The 21,534-nt window shown below is 71.8% G+C and carries 16 protein-coding genes and 1 tRNA gene; 9 read left to right on the top strand and 8 right to left on the bottom strand.

Translation table 11 applies throughout. From position 1 onward, the window contains the following. Positions 1–193 precede the first annotated feature (193 nt). Positions 194–2,401, top strand: a complete 2,208-nt coding sequence (locus WME85_RS37290) for a metallophosphoesterase (protein ID WP_437827835.1) — start codon at positions 194–196, stop codon at positions 2,399–2,401. 320 nt (positions 2,402–2,721) lie between these two features. Here WME85_RS37290 and WME85_RS37285 read toward each other — a convergent pair whose 3' ends face one another. After that, positions 2,722–3,339 carry a hypothetical protein gene (locus WME85_RS37285; protein ID WP_437827834.1) on the bottom strand — a complete coding sequence of 206 codons (618 nt, stop codon included), beginning with the start codon at positions 3,337–3,339 and terminating at the stop codon, positions 2,722–2,724. A 260-nt stretch (positions 3,340–3,599) separates the two neighbouring features. Further along, a complete protein-coding gene (locus tag WME85_RS37280) occupies positions 3,600–3,797 on the bottom strand; it encodes a hypothetical protein (RefSeq protein ID WP_437827833.1) in 198 nt (65 codons plus the stop codon). 1,299 nt (positions 3,798–5,096) lie between these two features. Here WME85_RS37280 and WME85_RS37275 point away from each other — a divergent pair. Both WME85_RS37275 and WME85_RS37270 read left to right on the top strand, forming a co-directional pair. Then, positions 5,097–5,179: transfer RNA gene (locus WME85_RS37275), tRNA-Leu, on the top strand. Between the two features lie 512 nt (positions 5,180–5,691). Continuing rightward, positions 5,692–5,892, top strand: a complete 201-nt coding sequence (locus WME85_RS37270) for a hypothetical protein (protein ID WP_437303811.1) — start codon at positions 5,692–5,694, stop codon at positions 5,890–5,892. Between the two features lie 375 nt (positions 5,893–6,267). Here the strand turns inward: WME85_RS37270 and WME85_RS37265 are convergent, their stop codons facing one another. Next, entirely contained in the window at positions 6,268–6,573 is a 306-nt protein-coding gene (locus tag WME85_RS37265; RefSeq protein ID WP_437303810.1) for a hypothetical protein, read from the bottom strand. 149 nt (positions 6,574–6,722) lie between these two features. Then, positions 6,723–8,258, bottom strand: a complete 1,536-nt coding sequence (hutH, locus tag WME85_RS37260) for a histidine ammonia-lyase (protein ID WP_437842448.1) — start codon at positions 8,256–8,258, stop codon at positions 6,723–6,725. A gap of 421 nt (positions 8,259–8,679) precedes the next feature. Here hutH and WME85_RS37255 point away from each other — a divergent pair, with 421 nt between their 5' ends. From WME85_RS37255 to WME85_RS37245, 3 genes are all read left to right on the top strand, one after another. Then, positions 8,680–10,467, top strand: a complete 1,788-nt coding sequence (locus WME85_RS37255) for a hypothetical protein (RefSeq protein WP_437827832.1) — start codon at positions 8,680–8,682, stop codon at positions 10,465–10,467. Between the two features lie 229 nt (positions 10,468–10,696). Further along, positions 10,697–11,200, top strand: a complete 504-nt coding sequence (locus tag WME85_RS37250) for a biotin/lipoyl-containing protein (RefSeq protein WP_437827831.1) — start codon at positions 10,697–10,699, stop codon at positions 11,198–11,200. A 52-nt stretch (positions 11,201–11,252) separates the two neighbouring features. Beyond that, the gene (locus WME85_RS37245; RefSeq protein WP_437827830.1) at positions 11,253–12,242 is read left to right on the top strand and encodes a D-cysteine desulfhydrase family protein; all 990 of its coding nucleotides are present in this window, start codon (positions 11,253–11,255) and stop codon (positions 12,240–12,242) included. Between the two features lie 28 nt (positions 12,243–12,270). Here WME85_RS37245 and WME85_RS37240 read toward each other — a convergent pair whose 3' ends face one another. Then, the gene (locus WME85_RS37240) at positions 12,271–13,041 is read right to left on the bottom strand and encodes an NTP transferase domain-containing protein (RefSeq protein ID WP_437827829.1); all 771 of its coding nucleotides are present in this window, start codon (positions 13,039–13,041) and stop codon (positions 12,271–12,273) included. A 142-nt stretch (positions 13,042–13,183) separates the two neighbouring features. Between WME85_RS37240 and WME85_RS37235 the strand changes: the two genes are divergently transcribed. Continuing rightward, a complete protein-coding gene (locus WME85_RS37235; protein WP_437827828.1) occupies positions 13,184–13,957 on the top strand; it encodes an acyl-CoA desaturase in 774 nt (257 codons plus the stop codon). Positions 13,958–14,061: 104 nt separating this feature from the next. Here the strand turns inward: WME85_RS37235 and WME85_RS37230 are convergent, their stop codons facing one another. Beyond that, positions 14,062–15,162 (bottom strand): hypothetical protein, encoded by a 1,101-nt coding sequence (locus tag WME85_RS37230; RefSeq protein WP_437303805.1) that lies wholly within the window; start codon positions 15,160–15,162, stop codon positions 14,062–14,064. 149 nt (positions 15,163–15,311) lie between these two features. Here WME85_RS37230 and WME85_RS37225 point away from each other — a divergent pair, with 149 nt between their 5' ends. Next, positions 15,312–16,229 (top strand): TIGR01777 family oxidoreductase, encoded by a 918-nt coding sequence (locus WME85_RS37225; protein ID WP_437827827.1) that lies wholly within the window; start codon positions 15,312–15,314, stop codon positions 16,227–16,229. 603 nt (positions 16,230–16,832) lie between these two features. Here the strand turns inward: WME85_RS37225 and WME85_RS37220 are convergent. Further along, positions 16,833–18,704: a HEAT repeat domain-containing protein gene (locus tag WME85_RS37220; protein WP_437827826.1), complete on the bottom strand. Its 1,872-nt coding sequence runs from the start codon at positions 18,702–18,704 to the stop codon at positions 16,833–16,835. Positions 18,705–18,858: 154 nt separating this feature from the next. On the opposite strand from WME85_RS37220, the gene WME85_RS37215 reads away from it, so the two are divergent. After that, positions 18,859–20,163 carry a glycosyl hydrolase family 18 protein gene (locus tag WME85_RS37215; protein ID WP_437827825.1) on the top strand — a complete coding sequence of 435 codons (1,305 nt, stop codon included), beginning with the start codon at positions 18,859–18,861 and terminating at the stop codon, positions 20,161–20,163. A 19-nt stretch (positions 20,164–20,182) separates the two neighbouring features. Here WME85_RS37215 and WME85_RS37210 read toward each other — a convergent pair whose 3' ends face one another. Then, positions 20,183–21,268, bottom strand: a complete 1,086-nt coding sequence (locus tag WME85_RS37210) for an acyltransferase family protein (RefSeq protein ID WP_437827824.1) — start codon at positions 21,266–21,268, stop codon at positions 20,183–20,185. Between the last annotated feature and the right edge of the window lie 266 nt (positions 21,269–21,534).

The following is a 21,534-nucleotide window of genomic DNA, read 5'->3' as shown; positions in this document are numbered from 1 at the left end:
CCGTGGCGTCTCTGTTTCAGCGGCGCGACGGCGTGGTGACCCGACGGTCAGATGACGACACTTCGCGGCGCAGCTCGGGGCGAGAGGCAACGAGCGGTAACGAGAGCTGCACGAAGTTGCCATCCGCTCCGTATACAAGCGTGAACGCGACTGGAGTCAGGCTCGTCCGTTCCTGCCAGGGGAGCACCCGTACATGACAAGACCCTATCGTTTGATGCTCATAGCAGCTGTGTTCACGTTGTGGTGCGTAGCAGCACGCTCCGCGAGCGCGCAAGCCGCGTTCTCGGTCGTGCTGATCCCCGACCCTCAGAACTATAGCGAGTTCTCCTCGTACCAGGTCTACGAGCACCAGATGCAGTGGATCGTCGATAACCGTGCCGCGCGCAACATCAAGTTCGCGGTGCACCTCGGCGATATCACCAATCACGACATCGCCAGCGAGTACGACGTGGCGAGCGCCGCGCACACGCTGCTGGACATCGCCGGCGTGCCGTACAGCATGACGATCGGCAACCACGACATCTTCCCGAGCAGCGAAGCCTACAAGCGTAGCTCGCTGTACGCGAATTACTTCGGTCAGCCGCGCTACCAGGGCGAGTCGTTTTACGGCGGTGCGTACGACGCGTCGAACATGAACAACTACACGTACTTTGAGGCCGGCGGGCTCAAGTTCATGGTGATGAGCCTCGAGTTCGCGCCGCGAAAGGACGTCCTGACGTGGGCGAATCAGGTCATCGCGAGCCACCCGGACCGGCGCGTCATCGTGGCCACGCACTGCCACATGGACAACAACGCCGAGCACGCGAGCGGCTGCGCCGACAACTACAACCTCGAGGGCCGCGACGGCGTAGACCTCTGGGAAGAGCTGATCCAGCGCCACAGCAACGTGTTCATGTCCGCGAGCGGACACATCCAGGGGGTGTCGTACCGCCGCCGCACCGGCAACAACGGCAACATCGTACACGAGATCCTGAACGACTTTCAGAGTGAGCCGGTCCTGGGCAACGGCCACGCGCTGGGCAATGGCTGGCTGCGCGTCCTCACGTTCGCGCCGGCGCAGAATCAGATCACGGTGCAGACGCTGAGCGCCGAGGACGGCAACTGCGCGATCTTCGCGAACTGCCAGGCGACGCTGTACTTGAACTACAACCAAGCGTCCAGTCCGACCACGACCAAACACAACCAGCAGAACTACACCATCAGCTACGACATGCAGTCTGCGATGCCCGCGTACGCTTACGTGGCCAACGATATCCTGTTCAAGGATCGCATGGCTAACGTGCAGCTCACGGGCAAGCATTTCGATCCCAAGATCGCGACGGCGCCCAACGGCAACTTCGTGGTGGTCTGGGAAGATGACCACGATGACAACGGCGTCGGTCAGATCTACGCGCGCGGCTTCGACCCGGACGGCAATGCGCTGTTCTCGCAGCTCGCCGTGAACAGCGTGGATGCGGGTCAGCAGCAGCACCCGGACGTCGCCATCGACGACTCGGGGCGGTTCGTGGTGGTGTGGGAGGACGATCAGGACGGCAACGGCGCCTACCAGATCCTGGCGCGCGGCTTCAACGCCAATGGCAGTGAGCGCTTTCATGACCGAACGGTGAACAGCGTGTCGGGTGGTCAGCAGTCGAGGCCCGCGGTGGCCTGCGACGCGACCGGTAACTTCGTTGTTGCTTGGGAAGACGACCAGGATGGGAACGGGTACTATCAGATCTTGGCGCGCGGCTTCACCGCGGCCGGCGCTGAGCGCATCCCGACGTTCACCGTCAACAGCGTCGCTGCGGGCGAGCAGTTCAATCCGGCCATCGCCATGGATTCCGATGGCGACTTCGTCGTCGCCTGGGAAGACGATCAGGACGACGACGCCAACTTCCAGATCTACCACCGGGGTTTCACCGCCACGGGCGGCAACCGGTTCGCGCAGAGAGCGGCCAATACGAACGCTGCCGGTCAGCACACCAAGCCGTCGATCGGCATGGCGAACAACGGGAACTTCGTGGTGGCCTGGGAGGACGACCAGGACGCAAACGGCTACTACCAGATCTATGCGCGCGGGTTCACGATCGCGGGCGTCGAGCGCTTCGGGGTGATGACCGTGAACAGCGTGGGCGACGGTCAGCAGTATGCGCCCAGCGTGGGAATGCGCGGCGACGGTGCTTTTGCGATGGTCTGGGAGGATGACCAGGACGACAACGGTGTGTACCAGATCCTCGGGCGCGATTTCACGGCCGGCGGCGCACAGCATCGGGCTGATTTCACCGTCAATAGCGACGCGAGCGGCCAGCAGCGGTTGCCTGTGACCGCCGTGGATGATCAGGGCCGCTTCGTGGTGGCTTGGGAGGATGACATGGACGGGAATGGGAAGGGTCTCATTCTCGTTCGCAACCTCAATTACTGATATTCGCGTCAGCGGCCCGGCAAGCCGGAGGCACCGACGATTTCACGGCTCCATCGCAGCGCGCAGCGGCTGCCGGCCTTGAGCCGGCTCGGCAGCCGCGGGACGGCCGAGCGAGCGCTCCTTCCGAAGGCGCGAGGCGTGGCCGGCTGCTGCCGAAGTAGCGCGGGTCCGCTTGGCGCTGCCGGCGGCGTCGCGTAGATGCGCGTGGCAGACCGGGGGCCAGCCACGACAGCGCCGGTCTCCCAGCTTCCGGTGCTGGGCGCTCCCGGGGGGCGCCCAGCACCGGGAGCTCTACCACGCTCGAGGACGCCGGAGGTCCCTCAGGGCGTGGTTCCGCGAGTTTGCTGGTCCTCTCTCGAAGGCGTCGCAGGCGTGGGCGCGGCCGGCGGCGGCGCCGGGGAAGGGGAGCCGTCCTCCTGAGCGAGCGCTCCGGAGCGGGCACCGAGCCGGTCGACGAGCACGGCGAGCGCGGCTTGCACCGCGGCCTGGGCTTCGTGGAGCTCGTCGAGGCGACGCACCCACGTCGACAAGCGCACGCCCGGCGGTCGTCGCGGGAGCGGCTCCCGCGGGTCCGGCCTGGCGCCGAGCGCGGCCCGCGCCTTTGTCCGCCGTGCGAACGCCTGCTCGAGGACACGCTCCTCGGGGCGCTGCCGTGTCGCAGGATAGACGAGCCCGGCGCAGCGGCGGCAGCGCAGGCCCGGCGCAGCGAGGAACAGCACGGCCGCCCGCGCGGAGCATCCCGGACAACGCGCCCAGAGCCGGAGGCCGCCGGCGGCCAGGCGGGTCGTCTCGAGCTGGAGGGTGATCGTCCCGGCCAGCACGAGGCGCGCGCCGACGATGCCGAGCTCGACATCGGTGTCGACCTCGCCGCGTCGGGCGGCGCTGGCGAGCGCAGCGACGTTCAGAGAAGTGAACTCAGCGGTCCTGTGCCCGGGCACGCCGGCATCGTAGCAGGGCTCGATGCCCTCAGGCGGATGCGAATGTCACGGTTCGGGGGCGAGGCATCGTGACGACCCGTCCTGCCCGTGGGCAAGCACCGCGGCCGGACGGCTCGGGTCCTGAGGGATCGGCGCGCGGCGCGTCCGCGAGGGCTCGAAGGAGCGCGGGGGTGAGCTTCGAGAGCAACAGCGGATGCTCCAGGTCATCAAGGCCGGAGCGCGCTTACCTTGGCGACGATCTCTTCGTGCGGGATTCCACCTCAACGTAGCGCGTTCTCCCGCTCCCAGCGCTCCTGCGCCGCAATCGCGTCGTCCGCGGCGCGGACACCCGAGACGAAGAGCTCCGCGTGCTCAGGGTCGTCCAGGTCGAGGCCAAACCGGAGCATCATGACACGTTCGCGCGGCGAGACGGAGCGGAGGATCTCGGCAGCTGAGTGGGCGCGGCGGTAGGAGGGCATGTTACGAGCATACCAGCGTTGCGGGGTGACGTCGTGAACGAGAAGTATACCAAGGTGCCGCTCGTCACTGCCGGGCTGCCGTGCAGGAGAGCCGTCCTCGGCTGCCCGTCTTTGGAGTGCAACAGCGGAATCCTCGACGGGACGGCGGGTCCTCCGCCTTGAGAGCTCCCCGCGGCTTCGTCGCAGCTCCAAGCGCATCGGCTGTCGCTCGTCCGTGAGCACCTCGCAACGAGCCCGCCCCAACGGCCGGCATCGCACACAGAGAGCGTCCGCGACACCGCAGGCTGCGGGGTCGACGATGGTGCTCGATCCGACCTTCCCGCTCCCGGTGATGCACCTCGGAAAGCTGCGTCTTGTCGGGTGAGCGGCGTTCATCGCCTGGCTCGACCCGGCTCGAGACGAAGCATGACGCCGCCGCCGCGCTCCCGGAGCGCGCGGCGGACGACCCCGGGCAAGGGAGCGGCGCACCGGCGGTGCTCCGTGAGGCCCGCCTCGTGCCGGGCCCCTGCGCTGGCGGGCTGCCGCAGGCGTGAGCGCGGCCGCAAATCGGGGTAGAAGAGAGCCGCCATGCCCCGCATGCCCACGGGATCGCTCTTCCGCAACGCCGCTGACCGGCTCTACGTCCGCGTCCTCGTCGGCGACAACGACCGCGAGAGCTTCCCGCTCGACCCCAAGCTGACCGAGCAGCAGGCCGAGCAGCGCAAGGAGGTCGTCGCCGACCCGGCCGCGCGGCCGCGCGGCCGCGCGCCTCGCGCAACGTCGCGCGCGACGCGATCGTCGCCTTGCTGGAGCGCGCGGCGGTACGCGAGGGCCGGGCGCTCTGCGATCCCTTGCCGTCTCCTCGCGGCGAACCCGCTCCCCCGCGGCTTCTTCCCGAAGCTCGGCCCCACGAAGGCGAAGGCGTGCCTCTACCCCGACGAGGACGCGCGTCTTCGAGCACACGGCCGAGCGGCTCCGCGCCCAGCTCCAGCTTGCCGGCAGCGACCGCCCAGAGCTCTTCGAGGACTCCGACGAGCGCCAGCAGGTGCGCGCCCACGACACGCGCTCGACCTTCATCACCGTCGCCCTCGCGAACGGCCGGAGCGAGACCTGGGTTGCCGACCGGACCGGGCACCGGAACTCGATCATGATCCAGAGGTACCGCCGGGCGGTCAGGACGTTTGCAGAGCTGGGCCTTGGCGAGCTAGCTTCCCTCGCCGAGGCCATCCCCGAGCTCGGGGGAAAAGCCAGCGGAGTAGCCAGCGATGGGGGTGGGGCGGAGCAGGTCGAGGTCACAAATATCAACAAAATCAATCACTTGGCCCCGTGGCGAAATGGCAGACGCGGTGGATTTAAAATCCGCGGCCCTCGCGGGCGTGCCGGTTCGAGTCCGGCCGGGGCTACCTCGTGATGCGGCGCGCCGAGCGTCTCTGGGGGGCGGGCTTCACCCTGGAGACCGCCTCGAGCGGCCTGGCGGATCGGGCTTCGACCTGGCGCGTCGAGCTGCGCGTCATCGCTTCACCCGCCCGGCATGCGCTCTTCCTGTAGGCCTGCGGCGTCGCGCTCTTCCTTCCTGTCCGGGGCACGCCCGCGACCACGCCGGATACACCCTCTGCCAGCGCCCACGGCCTCTCACACCGTCCGCGGTTGTGGAGCGCATCGCTCGCCTCTGCGGTGCGCTCGGGATCTTCGGCCCCCGGCGGTAGCAGCTCACCTGAGCTGCTTGCCCGTCTCGAGCGGGACCACGGCGCTCGCTGTCTCTCGTGACGCCGGCGTGCCCGAGACGTCGCGCGGCCGTCGCGCCTGATCGAGGCCTGTCGTGGTCTGAATCTGAAGGGGAGCGGCGCGCAGCTCGTTCCGTGTCCTCTGGGCTCGACAAACGAAGTGGACTCGACTAATGGGAGCGCCACACTACATGGATCTGGATATCGACTGTCTGCGTGAGGCCAAGGTAGAGAACGTAGAACGGCTTGCGCACGCTCTGGGCGTCAAGCTGCCCGTCCACAAGCGCCACGACAGGCGCGCTTACTCCCGCGAGCTCGTCCGCGTCGTGATGCAGGGCATCCGCCGCGACGCCGAGCGGTCGCGCGGCCGCCGGTTCTTCGGCCGCAGCTGATAATTCCACCTTTACGGTAGCCCCTCCTACGGATACCGACCGAAGCTGCTGCTCCTGAGGGGCCCCGCTCCTGGCAGCACCCGCTCCTGGCAGCGCCCTCCTGGCAGCGCCCGCTCCTGGCAGTCCCTGCGCTCCTTGCAGTCCCTGCACTCCTGGCAGCACTCCCATCTGGCAAGGCGGTAGGCCCCCTGAGGGGGTGTTCTCCGCGCGGGGTGGGGGATGGGCCGATGTTTGAGCCTTTGCTGTGCTCCTCCGGCTCCGCCGGAGGAGCACAGCAAAGGCGAGTTCGGCGGGGCCCCCACCCCGCGCGGAGAACACCCCCTCAGGGGGCCGATCACCCCAGAAGGCCGCCCCTCAGCCCCCAGCCCCCAGCGCCTACCGCGCCTGCGGCTTGCTCCGCACCGCCAGCCGTCCCCCCGCGACGCGGCTCCGCGCCGCCAGCAGCAGCGGCGCCGCCGGCGTGAGCGGATCCACCAGGTCGTTCACCTGGAGCATCGCCTTGTCCGTCACCTTCCACGCCGCCGCGTGACCCGACGCCCCCTGCTGGGGCGACCCCGCCAGGTCCAGCGCCCGGCTCAGCTCCCTGCCCACCCGCGCGATCCGAGCGAGCTCCTCCCGCGACGCTCCCCCGTCCTTTGCCGCCGCATAGATCGCCCGCACCACCCCGAGCAGATCTCGCACGGCATCGAATGGAAACGGCGGGCTGCTGACCGGAATGGGCACTGCGCCAATGTACAGCAACTCGCCGTTCAATGGAGCATTTGCATTCCGATGACTCGCATCAAATTTCCACAAGATCGTCTCAGTTGTAATTTCGAAAACAGAAAAAATCAGTTGAGCGGCCCGACCGCCTCCTCGACCGCGGCGATGAGCGCCCCGCTCTGGATGAGCTCCGCCGCCGCCGCGATGTCCCGGTAGAGCGGACGGTCCTCGGTGAGCTCCGGCACCACCCGCCGGATCGCCGCGTGGGCCGCGGCGACCCCCGCGCTCGGCCGGAGCGGGCGCCGCTGGTCGACGCCCTGCGCCGCCGTGATCAGCTCGATCGCCAGCGAGCTGCGGACGTTCTCGATCACCTGCGCGAGCTTGCGGGCGCTGATGCTGCCCATGCTCACGTGGTCCTCGCGGCCGGCGCTCGAGGGGATCGAGTCGACGCTCGCCGGGTGGCAGAGCACCTTGTTCTCGCTGACGAGCGACGCGCTCGCGACCTGCGCGATCATGAACCCCGAGTGCAGCCCGCTGCGCGGCGCCAGGAACGGGGTCAGGCCGATCGAGAGCGCCGGGTTCACGAGCTGCTCCACCCGCCGCTCGCTGATGTTCGCCAGCTCGGCCGCCGCCATCGCGGCCAGATCCAGGGCGAGCGCGACCGGCTGCCCGTGGAAGTTGCCGCCGGAGATGAGCTCGGCGCCCCCCTCCCCGAGGAACACCGTCGGGTTGTCGGTGACGCTGTTGACCTCGCGGGTCAGCACCTCCGCGGCCCAGGCGAGCGCGTCGCGCGTCGCGCCGTGCACCTGGGGCATGCAGCGGAGCGAGTAGGCGTCCTGCACCCGGGGGCAGTCCGCGTGGCTCTGCATGATCTCGCTGCCCGCGAGCAGCGCGCGCAGGTTCCCGGCCGTGCCGGCCTGGCCCGGGTGCGGGCGGACGCGCATGAGCCGGTCGTCGAACGGGCGCTTCGAGCCCATGAGCGCCTCCAGGCTCACCGCGCCGGCGATGTCCGCGACCGTGCAGAGCGCGGCCGCGTCTCGCAGCGCGAGCGCGCCGAGCGCGGTCATGTACTGGGTCCCGTTGATCAGCGCGAGCCCCTCCTTCGCGGCGAGCTCGAGCGGCGCGATGCCGGCCCTCGCGAGCGCCGCCGCGCTCGGCATGAGCTGCCCTTCGAAGCGCGCCTCCCCCTCGCCGATGAGCGCGAGCGCGAGGTGCGCGAGCGGCGCGAGATCGCCCGACGCGCCGACCGAGCCCTGCGCCGGGATGCGCGGGCACACGCCGCGCTCGAGCAGGGTGGCGAGCAGGTCGAGCACCTCCGTGCGCACCCCGGAGTGCCCGAGCGCGATCACCTGCGCGCGCAGGACGATCATGGCGCGCACCTCCGCCTCCCCGAGATCGGGCCCGACCCCGCAGGCGTGGCTCCGCACGAGGTTCCGCTGGAGCGCCCGGATGTCGTGATCGGCGATGCGCGTCTCCGCGAGCGCGCCGAAGCCGGTGTTGATGCCGTACACGGCGGGCGCCGCGTCGCCGGCCGCCGCGATCGCGTCGATCGCGCGGCGCGAGGCCGCGGCGCGCTCGCGCGCCTCGGCGCAGACCGCCACCGGACGGCCGCGCCGCGCCACGTCCTCGAGATCCGCGAGCGACAGAGGACGGCCGAGGAGCAACGGAGAGAGCGGAGAGGGAGCGGCGGGGCGCGGCGTGGAAGGGGTCACGGCGGCTCACGCTAGAGCGGCGGATGCCCCGAGAAAAGCCACGACTGCGGCCGAGATCGGCCGCAGTCGGTCGCAAACGCCGCCGCCCGGCCGCTCGCCAGCAGCCCGCGCCACGTCCCGGGAGCGCCCTCCCGGGAAAGCGCGGAATCCTGCTCTGTCCGGAGGGACGAAGCCGGACAGGACGGCCGGAAGACCAGGCGCATTCTCGCGTTCTTTCCGTCCTCCGGCGCACCCCCGGGGCCCGCTCGCCGCCGGCGACCCTGCCGGGGGCCCGCCGGCGACGGACGAATCCGGTGCCCCGCCGGGATCGATCCGCCTATCCTCGCCGGGCGCATTTCCCGGCCGGGCGCCGGTGCGCGCTCGCTTGCTTCCGATGCGCTTCGCCTCCGTCCCACTCGCCACCCTTGCGTTTGCTGTCGGGCTCGCCTCGAGGAGCGCCGCTCAGCCTGCGGCGGGCGCCAGCGCGGGGGCAGGAGCGCCGCCGGCCGCGCCGGATGTCGAGCGCCCCGAGGAGCGGCTCGCGCCCGACGCGGGCCGCGCGCCGCCGCCGGAGCCGGCCGCGCCGGACGTCGAGCGCTTCGAGGAGCGGCTCGTGCTCGACACGGGCCGCGCGCCGCCGCGGGCGCCGGACCCCGACCGGGTGACGTTCTCGCTGCAGGGCGAGTACCAGCTCCGCTACCACGCCATGAGCGATCTCCGGCTCCGGGCGCCGCCCCTCTCGGATCCTGGCGCGACGACGCTCGGCCAGAACCAGTACATCGCGCACTGGCTGCGCCTCTCGCCGCGGCTCCACTACAAGGACAAGGCCTCGCTCATCGCGCAGATCGACGTCGTCCGGGGGCTCCTCGCCGGGGACGTCACGCGGCACGTCGAGCAGGTGCGCGACGCGCGCGCCGCCCTGGCGTGGTACGACGTGCACCCGCGCTACCTCTACCTGGAGGTGCCGTCGACGATCGGCGTCTTCAGGCTGGGCCAGCAGGGCGCCCACTGGGGGATGGGGCTCGTCGCCAACGACGGCGAGCGCGCGACCCTCTTCGGCGACCACGAGCGCGGGTCGCTGGTGGAGCGCGTCCTCTTCGCGGCGACGCCGATGGGCCCGAGCGGGCCGCTGGTCGTGACGGTCGCGGGCGACCTCGTGTTCGAGGACAGCGCGGCCGACCTGCTCGGAAACGACGTCGAGGGTCAGGACGAAGGCGAGGGCGATCGCGCCCTCCAGGCGGTCGTGTCGGCGCTCTGGCGAGCTCGGCGCGGCGAGGTCGGCATCTACGGCGCCCTGCGCCGGCAGGCGCGCGAGCGCCGCGCGAAGACGAGCCTCGCCCAGTTCACCGAGGCGTCCACCGCGGGGGTGATCGACGTGGCGGGCAAGTTCAACGCGCCGGTGCCGGGCGGCGGCGCCCACGTCTACGGCGAGCTCGAGGCCGCGGTGGTCCTGGGCTCGGCGTCGTTCACCCCGAGCGGGTCCACGCCGCCTTCCGGCGCGGCGGCGCAGCGCGCGCCCGTGGCGATGCGCTCGGCCGGCGGCGCGGCCACGCTCGGCGCGGTGCACGTCGCGGGCCGGGGGCGGCGGCCGGCCGAGCGCTGGGGGCGCGTCGTCACGGAGGTCGAGGCGGGCTACACCTCGGGCGACGACGACCCCAGGGACGGCGTGGCGCGGCGGTTCACGTTCGACCCGAGCCACAACGTCGGGCTCCTCCTGTTCGACCAGGTGCTCGCCTGGAAGACCGCGCGCGCGGCCACGATCGCCGAGCGGGAGCGCTTCGCCGCGACGCCCGAGCCGGGCATCAGGTCGCTGCCCTCCAAGGGCGGCGTGTTCGGCGCCGCCTACGTGAACCCGCGGATCGTCGTGCGGCCGGCGCGCTGGCTCGACCTGAAGGCGGGGGCGGTCATCGCCGAGACGACGGCCGACCTGGTCGATCCGTACGGCGTCCCCCGGGCAGGCGGCGGCCTGCCCAACTACGACGGCGGCGACCGGCGCCGCCACGATCTCGGCGTCGAGCTCGACCTCGGCGTCGACGCGCGCATCGCGATGGGCAGGCTCGTCACCATCCAGCTCGGCACCGAGGCCGGCGCGTTCTTTCCCGGCGGCGCGTTCGACGACGTCGCGGGCGCCGAGCTCCCCGATCAGTACCTGCTCACCCTCAAGCTGGGCGTGATCCACTGAGCCGCGGAGGGCTCCCCGGCCCTGACCCGCTCGTCCCCGCGCCGGGCGCGATCGGCGCGCCGGCCACGCTCTCGGGCCCAGGGCCGCGCCCGCGCGCGAACCAGCAGACGAGGGCCGCGCAGGGTGCTAGAGGGGCGGCTGCGCGGCGAGCGGGGCGCGGCGAGCGCGGGCGCCGCGCCGGCGCGCTGGAGAGCAGCGGACGCCACCTGGCAGAGATCAACGAGACGCGATGCGATACCACGTCACCCTCCCATCCGGCCGAGAGATCCCCGTCGACGTGACGCACCTGCCGGACGGGCAGGTGCAGGTCTCGGTCGAGGGGCGCACGCTCGCGGCCGACGCCTTCGGGGACGGCGCCTCGACGCACCTCCGCCTGGACGGGCGCGGCGTGGAGCTCCTGCTGGAGGGCGCGACGCCCGACGTGGGCGTCGCCGCGAACGGCCGGCGCTTCACGGCGCGGGTCGAGAGCGATCGCGCGCGCGACCTGCGCAGCGCCGCGAGCGCCGGGCCGGCCATGGGCGAGGGGCTCGTGACGTCGCCGATGCCGGGCCGGGTGCTGAAGGTGCTCGTGCGCGAGGGCGACGAGGTGCTGGCCGGCGCGCCGCTCGTCGTCGTCGAGGCGATGAAGATGGAGAACGAGCTCAGCGCCGCGCGCAGCGGCGTGGTGAAGAAGATCTACGCGACCCCGGGCGCCACGGTGGAGAGCGGCGCGCGGCTCGTCGAGGTCGGGTGAAGGCGCCGGCGGCCGACGGCTTCCCCCGGCAAGGAGAGATGGGAGAGCACCGATGCGCAAGCGACTCGCGCTGAGCCACCTTCCGACCCCGATCCAGCGCCCGCGGCGGCTCGCCGAGGCGCTCGGCGTCGACCTCCACGTGAAGCGCGACGACATGACGTCGGGCGCGGAGGCCGGCAACAAGATCCGCAAGCTCGAGTACCTCCTCGCCGCCGCGCGGGAGGAGCGCGCCGACTGCGTGATCACCTGCGGCGGCCTCCAGTCGAACCACGCGCGCGCGACGGCGCTGCTCTGCGCCTCGCTCGGCCTGCGCTCGGTGCTGTTCCTGCGCACCGCGGATCCGGCGGCCGGGGCGCCGCTCGAGGGCAACGTGCTGCTCGACCGGCTGGCGGGCGCGGAGATCCGGCTGATCTCGCCCGAGGTGTACAGGACCCGCGGCGCCGTGATGGCCGAGGCGGCCGCCGAGATCCGCGCGGCGGGCGGCCGGCCGTACGTGATCCCCGAGGGCGGCTCGAACGGCCTCGGCGCGCTCGGCTACGTGCGCGCGATGGAGGAGATCCGGAAGCAGCTCGACCTCGGGCTCGCGGGGGGCAAGCCGTTCGACGTCGTCGTGCACGCGTGCGGCTCCGGCGGGACGGCGGCGGGCGCGGCGCTCGGCGCGGCCCGCTACGACGTGGCCGGCGAGGTGCGCGCGATGGCGGTGTGCGACGACAGGGAGACGTTCGCGCGCATCACGCGCGAGATCATGGACGACGCGCGCGCGCTCGAGCCGCGCCTCGGCGCGCCCGCTCAGCTCGTGATCGACGACTCCGCCAGGGGCCCGGCCTACGCGGTGTCCACGCCCGAGCAGCGAGCGCGGATCCTGAAGGTCGCGCGGCTGTCGGGGCTCGTCCTCGACCCGGTGTACACGGGCAAGGCGTTCTCCGGGCTCTGGGACATGGCCGAGCGGGGCGAGCTCTCGGGCAAGCGGGTGCTGTTCCTGCACACCGGCGGGCTCCCCGGCCTCCTCGCGCAGGGCGCGGCCTTCGCCGACGTATTCTAGCGCTCCGCCGCGGCGACCGGCAGCAGGCTCAGGTCCCGCCGCGCCACCACGCGTCGGACAGCGACGCGTCTTCCAGGGTGTCGATCTCCATGTAGCCGCCGTGGGTGTCGACCTTGTGGAGATCGGCGCCGGCCTCGAGCATGTACTGCAGCAGATCGATCAGGTAGGCGCGCTGGAACGACCGGCCCTCGCGGAACTCCGGCCGCTCCGAGAACGCGGCGCGCGCGGCGTCGAAGGCGGACAGGAACCGCGCGGCGCCGCGCGCGGAGAGCTTCATCACCCCGATGAACTCGCCCGTCGCGGACTCCGACGGGATGCGGCGCGAGATCTCGACGACGCGACCCGCCGCGTCGGCGCGGAGCTTCTCGGCGTCGGTCTCGGGGTGCTGCGATCGGTTCACATACCGGCGCCGCCAGTCCGTGTCGCAGGCGAGCGTCATCTCGTGCGGCGAGCGGACCAGATCCGCCACGATCTCGGGCCGGTAGACGATGTCCGCGTACGTCGAGACGAAGCCGCCCCCGAGGTGCTCGCGCGCGCAGAGGAGCGAGAGCAGGATGTTGTTCTGCTCCCAGTCGCGGTTCTCGACGTACGTCAGATCCGGGTACGCGGCGCGGATGACCTCGGCCTTGTAGCCGCAGACGAACACGACGTCCGACCGCCGGAAGCCCCCCGCCGCGAGCGCGTCGAGGATGCTGTCGAGCATCGGGCGGCCAAGGATGGGGACCAGCGTCTTCGGCAGCTCTTCGGTCAGGTGACGCAGCCGGCTGCCCCGGCCCGCCCCGATGATCACGGCCTTCACGACTCCGCCGTTACCACGGACGCACTCGGGCGATCACGGGAGACCTCGGAAGCAACCAGAAACCCCACGGATCCAGGCCCCGTTACGGAATCGTGACCGTGAGCTGACCCCCTGCCCCGTACCGCCGGGCTAGAAGCCGAACATGGAGATCGCGGTCGTCCTCATCGCCCACTCTACGCTGTCGGTCTTTTTCCAGACCTTCTTCCTGCACCGGTACGCCTCCCATCGGATGTTCACGATGTCGAAGCGCTGGGAGCGGATCTTTCACTTCCTCACGTACCTGACGCAGGGCTCTTCGTACCTCGTCCCGTGGGTTTACGCGATCTTGCACCGCATGCACCACGCCTACAGCGACACGCCGAAGGACCCGCACTCGCCGCGGTATTACTCGGGGGTCGCGCCGATGATGTGGGACACCGCGAAGAAGTACGACGAGATCTACGCGGGCACGGCCGACGTGGAGCCGCGCTTCCTCGGCGGCTACCCCGAGTGGCCCACGCTCGACCGCATCGGCAACTCGTGGATCAGCCGCCTCGCCTGGGGCACGGGCTACGTGGCCTTCTACGCGGCCTTCGCCTCGCACTGGTGGCAGTTCCTGTTCCTCCCGCTCCACTGGACCATGGGCCCGATGCACGGCGCGATCGTGAACTGGTGCGGCCACCGCTACGGCTACCGCAACTTCAACAGCGACGACGACTCGCGCAACACGCTGGTCCTCGACGTCGTGACGCTCGGCGAGCTCTTCCAGAACAACCACCACAAGTACTCGATGAGCCCGAACTTCGCGGTGCGGTGGTTCGAGATCGACCCGGCCTATCAGGTCATCCGCGTGTTCGCGTGGATGGGCATCCTCCAGATGTCCGAGAAGTGCCAGGTCGCCCGGCTGGAGCCCGAGATCGCGCGGGCCGAAGGGTAGGGAGCGGCCGCCCGCCGCGCGCCCCGCGCGGCTCGGGCCGGCACGCTCGCACACACGATCGTGGAGAGAGGCGCGCGGAGCCGAGGCCCCGCGCGCCTTTTTTTCTAGGCGTTCTCGAACAGCAGCCGGAACGCGCCCGGGACGTCCTTCGGCCCGAGCTGCTCCTTGCGCTTGTTGAACTCCGGCAGAGTGGCCTGGTAGGCCGCGTCGACCCGCAGGTCGCTGCCGTCCCAGCTCGGGCGCCAGATCTCCATCGTCTCGCCCGCGAGGTCGATGACGTCCTTGAACTGCCCGCGCTCCTTCAGGATCTGCGTGCTGAGCCCGTACATCAGGAGCCCGCCCGGGATCGCGCCGAGCGCCGTCGTCGCCAGGGCCGGATAGCAGATGCGCGCGGTCCGCACCCCGAACCGCTCCTGGATCTCCGCCATCGTCTTGCGCTGGAGCTGCTTCGCGCCGGCGAGGGGGCCCATCGCGTAGACAGGGTCGTCGCTCGGGTAGTCGTAGTCGCAGAAGGACACCACGCTCTCGCCCCGGGCGAGGAGCCCCGCCGCGGCGAGCGGCTCGGCCCACAGGAGCGACGACGTGCCCATGAACTTGTTCGTCCGCTCGATGTCCACGTCGTTCGCGACGTCCACCTCGACGAGCCCGAGCTTGCGGATGTTCTCGGGGCGCGAGAAGTCGGGGACCTGGAGCACCGGGTCGAACGCGACGTCGAGGTCCTTCACCTTGGTCGGGCCGTGCTCTGCGTACCGCTTCATCGCGCCGGCCGCGATGCCGTTCACGAGGTGCACCGCCCGATACCGCTCCTTCAGCGCGGCGACGACCTCGTCGATCACCTGCGGCTTCGTGGCGTCGTTGTTCCAGAAGCGCGCGGTGAGCCCCTCGGCCTCCGCCGCGTCCGAGATCGCCTTCACGTGGTGCGGGCCGATCTGCATCTTCTCGCTGTCGAAGTGTACGGCGAAGACGGCCGCCCGCTCCCCGAAGAGCAGCTGCAGCGCGAGCGCCCGGGTCATGCCGTTCGAGCCGCCCAGGATCAGCACCGCGGTGTCCGGGGCGATGCGCGCGCCGGCCGGGCTGATGCGCGCGCGGTGCGCCGCGAGCTGCTCGGTCGCCACGCGTGCGCCGTGCTCGGCCAGCGCGCCGACGAGTGCGCGGCGATCGAGGCCGCCGAGGGGAAGCTTCTTGAAGGTCTCTAGGTCATCCATCACGTCCGGCGTCTTACCGTCTCCCGCGCTCCGCGTCACGACTGGACAGCTGCCCGCCGCCTCCGTCGCCGTCGAGCGCGCGCGCGCTCGACGGCGACGGCGCCGAAGCGGGCGCCCCCCCTCCGTCCGAGCCGTGATAGATAGATCCCGTGAAGACGGTTCTTGTCACTGGCGGCAGCGGGTTTATCGGGCGCGGTCTCGTGAAGGACCTGCTCGCGCGGGGTGATCGGGTGACGGTGCTGACGCGCGACGTGGGGCGGACGCAGGCGTCGCTGCCCGGGGCGCGCGTCGTGTCGTGGACCCCCGACAGCGCGGGGCCGTGGTTCGAGGAGCTCGACGGGGTGGACGGGGTCATCCACCTCGCGGGCGAGTCGATCGTGAAGCGGTGGTCCGAGGACGCGCGGCGCGAGATCGTGAGGAGCCGCGTCGACACGACGCGCCTCATGGGCGAGGCGATCGGCAAGGCCAGGCGCAAGCCGGGCGCGTTCCTCTGCGCCTCCGCGGTCGGCTACTACGGCCCGCAGCCGGGCGACCGGGTGCTCGACGAGGGCGCGGCGCCGGGGGAGGGCTTCCTCGCCGACGTCGTGGTCCGCTGGGAAGAGGCGGCCCGCGCCGTCGAGGAGCAGCACGGCGTGCGCTCGGTGCAGCTGCGGATCGGCGTGGTGATCGGCGAGGGCGGCGGCGCGCTCGACAAGATGATCGCCCCCTTCCGGTTCTTCGTGGGCGGGCCGATCGGCGACGGCAAGCAGGTGACCTCGTGGATCCACCGCGACGACGTCGTCGGGCTGACGCTGCTCGCCCTGGACAACGAGGCGGTGCGCGGCCCCCTCAACGTGACCGCGCCGCACGCGGCGACCGGCGAGGAGCTCGCGCAGGCGATCGGCGCCGTGCTCCGCCGGCCGTCGTGGCTCCGCGTGCCCGAGGCGGTGGTGAAGCTCGGGATGGGCGACGCGGCCGAGATCATCACCACCGGGCAGCGCGTCTATCCGAAGCGCGCCGAGGAGCTGGGCTACCAGTTCCGCCACGCCCGCCTCGCGCCGGCGCTCGAGTCGATCTTCAGCCGCTGAGCGCGCGGCGTCAGGCGCCGAGCGCCCGGGCGCCAGCGCCAGCGCCTGCCGCTGAGCGCGCGGCGTCAGGCGCCGAGCGCGCAGCTCGAGCCGCCGGGCGCCCGGGCGCCAGCGCCAGCGCCTCGGTTCGCCCGGCCGGATGGGCAGGGCAGCTGGGCGCCGCGGCGCGGCGCCCAGCTGCTGCCCACGCAGCACAAGAGCCGCCGGTGGCGCGCTGAGAAGTCGACCGTTGTCGAGCAGCGCACCATCGGGAGCCCGGACGGCGATTTCCCAGCGCTCCCCCAAGCGCTCCGTCCGCTTCTATGCTTACGACATCACGCGCCGAGAATCCCTCGGGGTGAGTTGGATTGGCGAGTGCAGGGTATCCCGACTGGAGGCCGATGCGCACGCCCTCGATGAGCCCTCGAGAGACAAAGCGTTAGGGAATCCCCTTTGCCGCAGCGCACAATCGCGGGGTTGCTCGTCTGAGACGGGCTTGCGTGCGTGAGCGCAGGTGGGGACCGGGCGCAGGGGGCGGTCCGCGTCCGGACAGACGACCACCCCGGGCTTGCGTCGAGCGGGGCGGCCGGCGGACCCGCCTCAGGCGCGTGCGTGCGCGCGCGCTCAGGGGCTGATGCCGCGACTCTGGAGGATCTCGCGCACCACGGCCTGCGCGGAGCCTGGCAGCTCGGCGAGCGCCCCGCGGGCGAGCTCCACGAACTTCATGCCGCGCGCGCGCTTGAGCGCCTCGACGGCCGCGGCGCGCTCCTCGGCGCCCTCGTGCTGGAGGATGCCGAGGAGCATCTCGCCGGCCTCGAGCGTGTCTATCTTCGCGATCGCGCGCACCGCGCTGGCGCGGACGGCGGGCGCCTGCGACTCGCGGTAGATGCGGGCGAGCGGATCGAAGGCGTGGGCGAAGCGCAGCTCCTCCAGCGCGCGCGCGGCCTCGTGGACCACGGTGGGGTCGGGGTCGACGAGCGCGTCGCGGAGCGTGATGAACGTGCGCTTGTAGAGGAAGCGGGAGAGCGCGCGGACGACGGCCACCCGGATCTTCGGCTCGGGGCGGCGGAACAGGTGCTCGAGCGGCGAGAGGATCGTGTAGAGCTCGACGGTCGCGAGCTGCTCCGCGAGGCTGATGAGCTGCTGCGCGGGCGACCGGGAGAGGGGCGCGGCCTCGGGCGGCGCGCTCTCGACGGCGAGCGCCGTGAGCCGGGCGAGCATGGCGCGGCGGCGGGTGACCTCGGACCACTGCGCCGGGTCGAGCACGATGTCGCCGCACGCCTGGCTGGCGCTGCCGGCCTGCTCCCACTCGACCAGATCGATGTGCCAGACGTCGGGGAAGCCGAGCTCGTGGCGGAGGTGCGCGGGCAGCGGCGACGCGTCGATCGGCAGGTCCTGCGCGTCGACGTAGCGGCCGCCGGCGCGGGCGTAGTGCTTCTTGCGGTTCTCCTCGAGCGGCAGCTGCGTGAGGGCGCGGTAGACGCTGCCCACCTTGCTGTACTGCCCCGCCTCGCCGAGCGCGATCACCGCGGCGAGCAGCGCGTTCTCGGCGATCTCGGGCGGGGCGGCGCGCTTCTGCGAGACGGCGGACACCTCCTGCCAGAGGCGGGCCTGCGTGAGCACCGCGAAGTTGGCGACGGCGGCGAGCCCCTCCTTGCGGGCGTACGTGGCCATCTCGCGGGCGAGCGTGGCGGCGGCGGAGATCTCGCCCTGCTTCTCGGCCGCGGCGACCGCCTCCTCGTAGGACTGGAGCGCGTAGTAGCGCAGGTGGTCCTCGCGCAGGATGCGGATGACGTTCACGTAGCCCTCGAGGACGTGCTCGAAGGCGCGGCTCTCGCGCCCGACGGCGATGAGGACCTGGTAGCAGTCGAAGGCGCGCTCGCGCTGGCCGATGGTCTCGTACCGGTCGGCGGCCTCCTCGAGCAGGTGGACGGAGGCGAAGACCGCCTCGCGCGCGGCCGCGGCGTCGCCGGTGCGGAGCGAGGTGCGGGCGAGGTTGAAGCGGGCCAGGCCGGCGGCGTAGAGGTCGCTGCCCGACGAGGAGAGCAGCTGGGCGAGGCGCGACCAGAGGGCGCGGGCGCGGGCGAAGTCCTGGCCGCGCTCGCGGGCGATGGCGGCCTGCGCGACGAGGCCGGCGGCCTCGTACTCGTCGGCGGCGCGGGCGTAGAGCCGCTTCTGCCGCTCGGGGTCCTGCTCGCGCTCGGCCCAGGCGAGCATGGTGCGGGCGCGATCGATGGGCGGGACGTGGGTGATGAGGGGCCGCTGGCTGTGCTCGCTGCCCGCGTACCAGGCGACGGTGAGGGCGCTCCGGTGGTCGCCCAGCCGGACCAGCACGTCGCGGAGCTCGTCGGTCATGGCGACGTAGTCCTCCTCGCGGGCGATGGTGTGCTGGAGGGCGCTGAAGAGCGCGTCCCGCGCGCGGGAGAGATCGCTCCTGGCGAGCGCGGAGCGGGCCTCGTCGCGGAGCTCGTGCAGGGGGCGGACGCCTTGGGTCATGCGCCGGGCGAGCGTAGTACAACGCCGCGAGAGCGGCGCGCGGCGATGGAGGAACCGTCAAAAGGCGCATCGCGGGCGCGCCGTGAGGCGCCCCGCGGAACCGCGAGAACCCGGCTGACGCTGCGGCAGGCGGTCTGTTACAGCGGCGGCCGACATGAAGCTGATCCGTCGCGCCCTGCCGATCGCCTGCGCTGCTGCGTCCACCCTCTCCTGCGGCGATGCGGGCCAGCGCACGCCGCTGCTCGTCGACGCGGCGAGCGCCGAGCGAACCGCGCCGGGCGCGCTCGGCGTTGGCCGCGCCGCGCCCGACGCGCTCGCCGCGCCCGACGCGCTCGACGTCGGCCGCGCCGCGCCGCCGCGCGAGGGGGCATCCGGCGAGCACCGCTTCTGCGGCTGGCTGCACGAGTTCCTCGGGGATCCCGGGTCGACGGAGCTCGGCTACGACACCTTCGCGGCCCACGCCGGGGCGTTCGACGCCGTCCACCCGAAGTGGTGGCGCGTCGCCTCGCCGACGACGTTCGAGAACCACCCGCGCGGCCGGGCGACGCCTTTCGCTGGCTTCCACGACCGGCGCGTGCTCGACGCGATCGACGCGACGACGGGCGGAGCGGCCGGCGGCGGGCGGACCTGGCTCGTCCCGCTCGTCGCCGCGGTCGACAGGCCCGACGTCGTCGCGGTGCACGCCATGATCCACGACCCCGCGCTCCGGGCGCAGCACGTGGCGGGCCTCGCGGCGCTCGTGATGGAGAACGGCTACGACGGGATCGACGTCGACTACGAGCACCTCGCGTCCGTGCTCGGGCCGGGCGAGACCGTCGAGGCCGAGCGGTCGGCGTTCTCGGCGTTCATCGACGAGCTCGCGCGCGCGCTCCACGCGCGCGGCAAGGCGCTCTCGCTCGCGGTCCCGGCGGTCGCGTCCGCGAGGGGCGTCTTCGACTACGAGGCGCTGAGCGCCTCGGCCGATCACGTGCACGTGATGAGCTACGACTACCACTGGGGCGGCGGGCCGCACGCCGGCCCCGTCGCGCCGCTCGGGTGGATCGAGCGGACCGTCGCGTACATCGGGGGGATCGACGGCGGCGCGCGGCGCGAGAAGTTCATCCTCGGGCTGCCGAACTACGGTCTGCTCGGGCCGGAGGCGCCGGAGGGCGGTGGCGTGGTGGTCGGGTGCGAGCCGCTCCGCACGTGCCGGGAGCTCGCGGGCGACAGCTACGCGACGAGCACCGACCACATGGGCCGGTGCGAGGAGGACGGGGGAGAGCGGTTCGCGGCGGGAAGGGCGCCGAACCGGGTCCTCGCGAGCGGCGCGCACCTCTTCTTCGAGGACCTCGAGTCGCTCGAGGAGAAGGTCGTCGCCGCCAGCCAGGGCGGGCTCGGCGGGGTGACGTACTGGAGCATCGGCGGCGAGCCGGGCGGCGCGGCGTTCTTCTCGATGATCGCGCGCCACTTCCCGAGGTGATCGCGGCGCGCGCCGCGCCTCAGACCCTGAGGAAGATGCCCCGGCGATGGAGGGGGTAGAGGAGCACGAGCCAGAGGGAGACCGCCGCGAGCGCGAAGGCGAGCGAGGCGTTCAGCGGCGAGAGCCACGACGCGAAGAGGCGCGCGTACAGGAGCTCGAGCGCGCTCGTCCTCGCGCCGTCGTCTCCGGTGCTGGTCACGAAGTAGAGCAGGTGTCCCATCATGGTCGAGCCCATGTAAGCGGCGATCGGGTTCGCGCCGAAGATCAGGAACGGAGCGCCCCACCGCTGCCATCGCTTCACGTCCACGATCCACATGCAGGCGGCGAGGACGACCGCGGCCACGCCGGCGGTGAACAGCGCGAACGAGCTCGAGTAGAGGCTGCGGTTCCAGGGGAAAACGCGGCCCCAGAGCAGGCCGAGCGCGATCCCCGCGGCGCCGGCGGCGAGGAGCCCGGCGACGCGCGCGCGGAGCCCGGCGGTCGCGCCGAGCCAGCGGCCGGCGAGGCCCCCCAGCATCACGGTCATCGCCGCGGGGACGGTGGCCAGGACGCCCATGGCGTCCCAGCCCTTGCGCGCGATGTGCCCTCCGAGCAGAGCCCGGTCCACGAGGGCCGGCAGCGTCCGGTGCGGGTCGTCGAGCGGATAGCGCCGCAGGACGAGCCAGTAGCCGATCAGGGCCGCGGCGATGATCAAGGCCTGTTGCCGCGCCGTGGTCCCGAGGCTGAGGAGCGCGGCGAGCACGTACGCGGCGCCGATGCGCTGGAGGACGCCCGGGATGCGCAGCTCGGTGAGCCGCTCCGCGGGAAAGAACGGGAACGCCGAGAGGAACAGCCCGAGCAGGACGAAGATCGCGCCCCGCCTGACGACCTGGCGGGCGAGCTCGCCGTCTGTCGCGCCCCGCGCGCGGCGCGCCGACAGGGAGATGTGCAGGGTCACGCCGATGATGAAGAGGAAGCAGGGAAATATCGTGTCGGCGAGGGTGCAGCCGTCCCAGGTTGAATGAGCCAGCGGCGGATAGATGGCCGGGAAGCTGTCCTGGAAATTCACGAGGAGCATCGCGACGATCGTCATTCCACGGAAGATGTCCAGCGATTTGAGCCGCATACGATGAATGTAGTGCGCGTGGATCGATGAGCCACGGAAGCGTGGCTCTCTCGTGCGCTGTCCGTCAGCGGCCTTGCTCCTGTGGTTCTCCCTCCGTGGCTGTCCCGCGTACCCGGCTGTCCGGAGGATTCATGGCCACGGCGGCGCGCTGGAGCCTTGTTGTTCGCGTGCCTTGATGGTCTCGGTCACCGTGACCGCCCTCGGCCCTCCGGCGGCGCGAGCGCTCAGCCTGACCGGTGCGCCGAGCCAGCGGCCGCCGGGGTGGG

Origin of the sequence: Sorangium sp. So ce1153, assembly GCF_051521595.1 — a bacterium.
Classification (GTDB): domain Bacteria; phylum Myxococcota_A; class Polyangia; order Polyangiales; family Polyangiaceae; genus Sorangium.
This window is presented reverse-complemented; position numbering and strand designations above follow the sequence as displayed.

Coding starts and splice junctions, on each gene's coding strand:
- WME85_RS37290 (WP_437827835.1), top strand. CDS start 194: ATGACAAGACCCTATCGTTTGATGCTCATAGCAGCTGTGTTCACGTTG.
- WME85_RS37280 (WP_437827833.1), bottom strand. CDS start 3,797: ATGCCCTCCTACCGCCGCGCCCACTCAGCTGCCGAGATCCTCCGCTCC.
- WME85_RS37270 (WP_437303811.1), top strand. CDS start 5,692: ATGGATCTGGATATCGACTGTCTGCGTGAGGCCAAGGTAGAGAACGTA.
- WME85_RS37255 (WP_437827832.1), top strand. CDS start 8,680: ATGCGCTTCGCCTCCGTCCCACTCGCCACCCTTGCGTTTGCTGTCGGG.
- WME85_RS37250 (WP_437827831.1), top strand. CDS start 10,697: ATGCGATACCACGTCACCCTCCCATCCGGCCGAGAGATCCCCGTCGAC.
- WME85_RS37245 (WP_437827830.1), top strand. CDS start 11,253: ATGCGCAAGCGACTCGCGCTGAGCCACCTTCCGACCCCGATCCAGCGC.
- WME85_RS37235 (WP_437827828.1), top strand. CDS start 13,184: ATGGAGATCGCGGTCGTCCTCATCGCCCACTCTACGCTGTCGGTCTTT.
- WME85_RS37230 (WP_437303805.1), bottom strand. CDS start 15,162: ATGGATGACCTAGAGACCTTCAAGAAGCTTCCCCTCGGCGGCCTCGAT.
- WME85_RS37220 (WP_437827826.1), bottom strand. CDS start 18,704: ATGACCCAAGGCGTCCGCCCCCTGCACGAGCTCCGCGACGAGGCCCGC.
- WME85_RS37215 (WP_437827825.1), top strand. CDS start 18,859: ATGAAGCTGATCCGTCGCGCCCTGCCGATCGCCTGCGCTGCTGCGTCC.
- WME85_RS37210 (WP_437827824.1), bottom strand. CDS start 21,268: ATGCGGCTCAAATCGCTGGACATCTTCCGTGGAATGACGATCGTCGCG.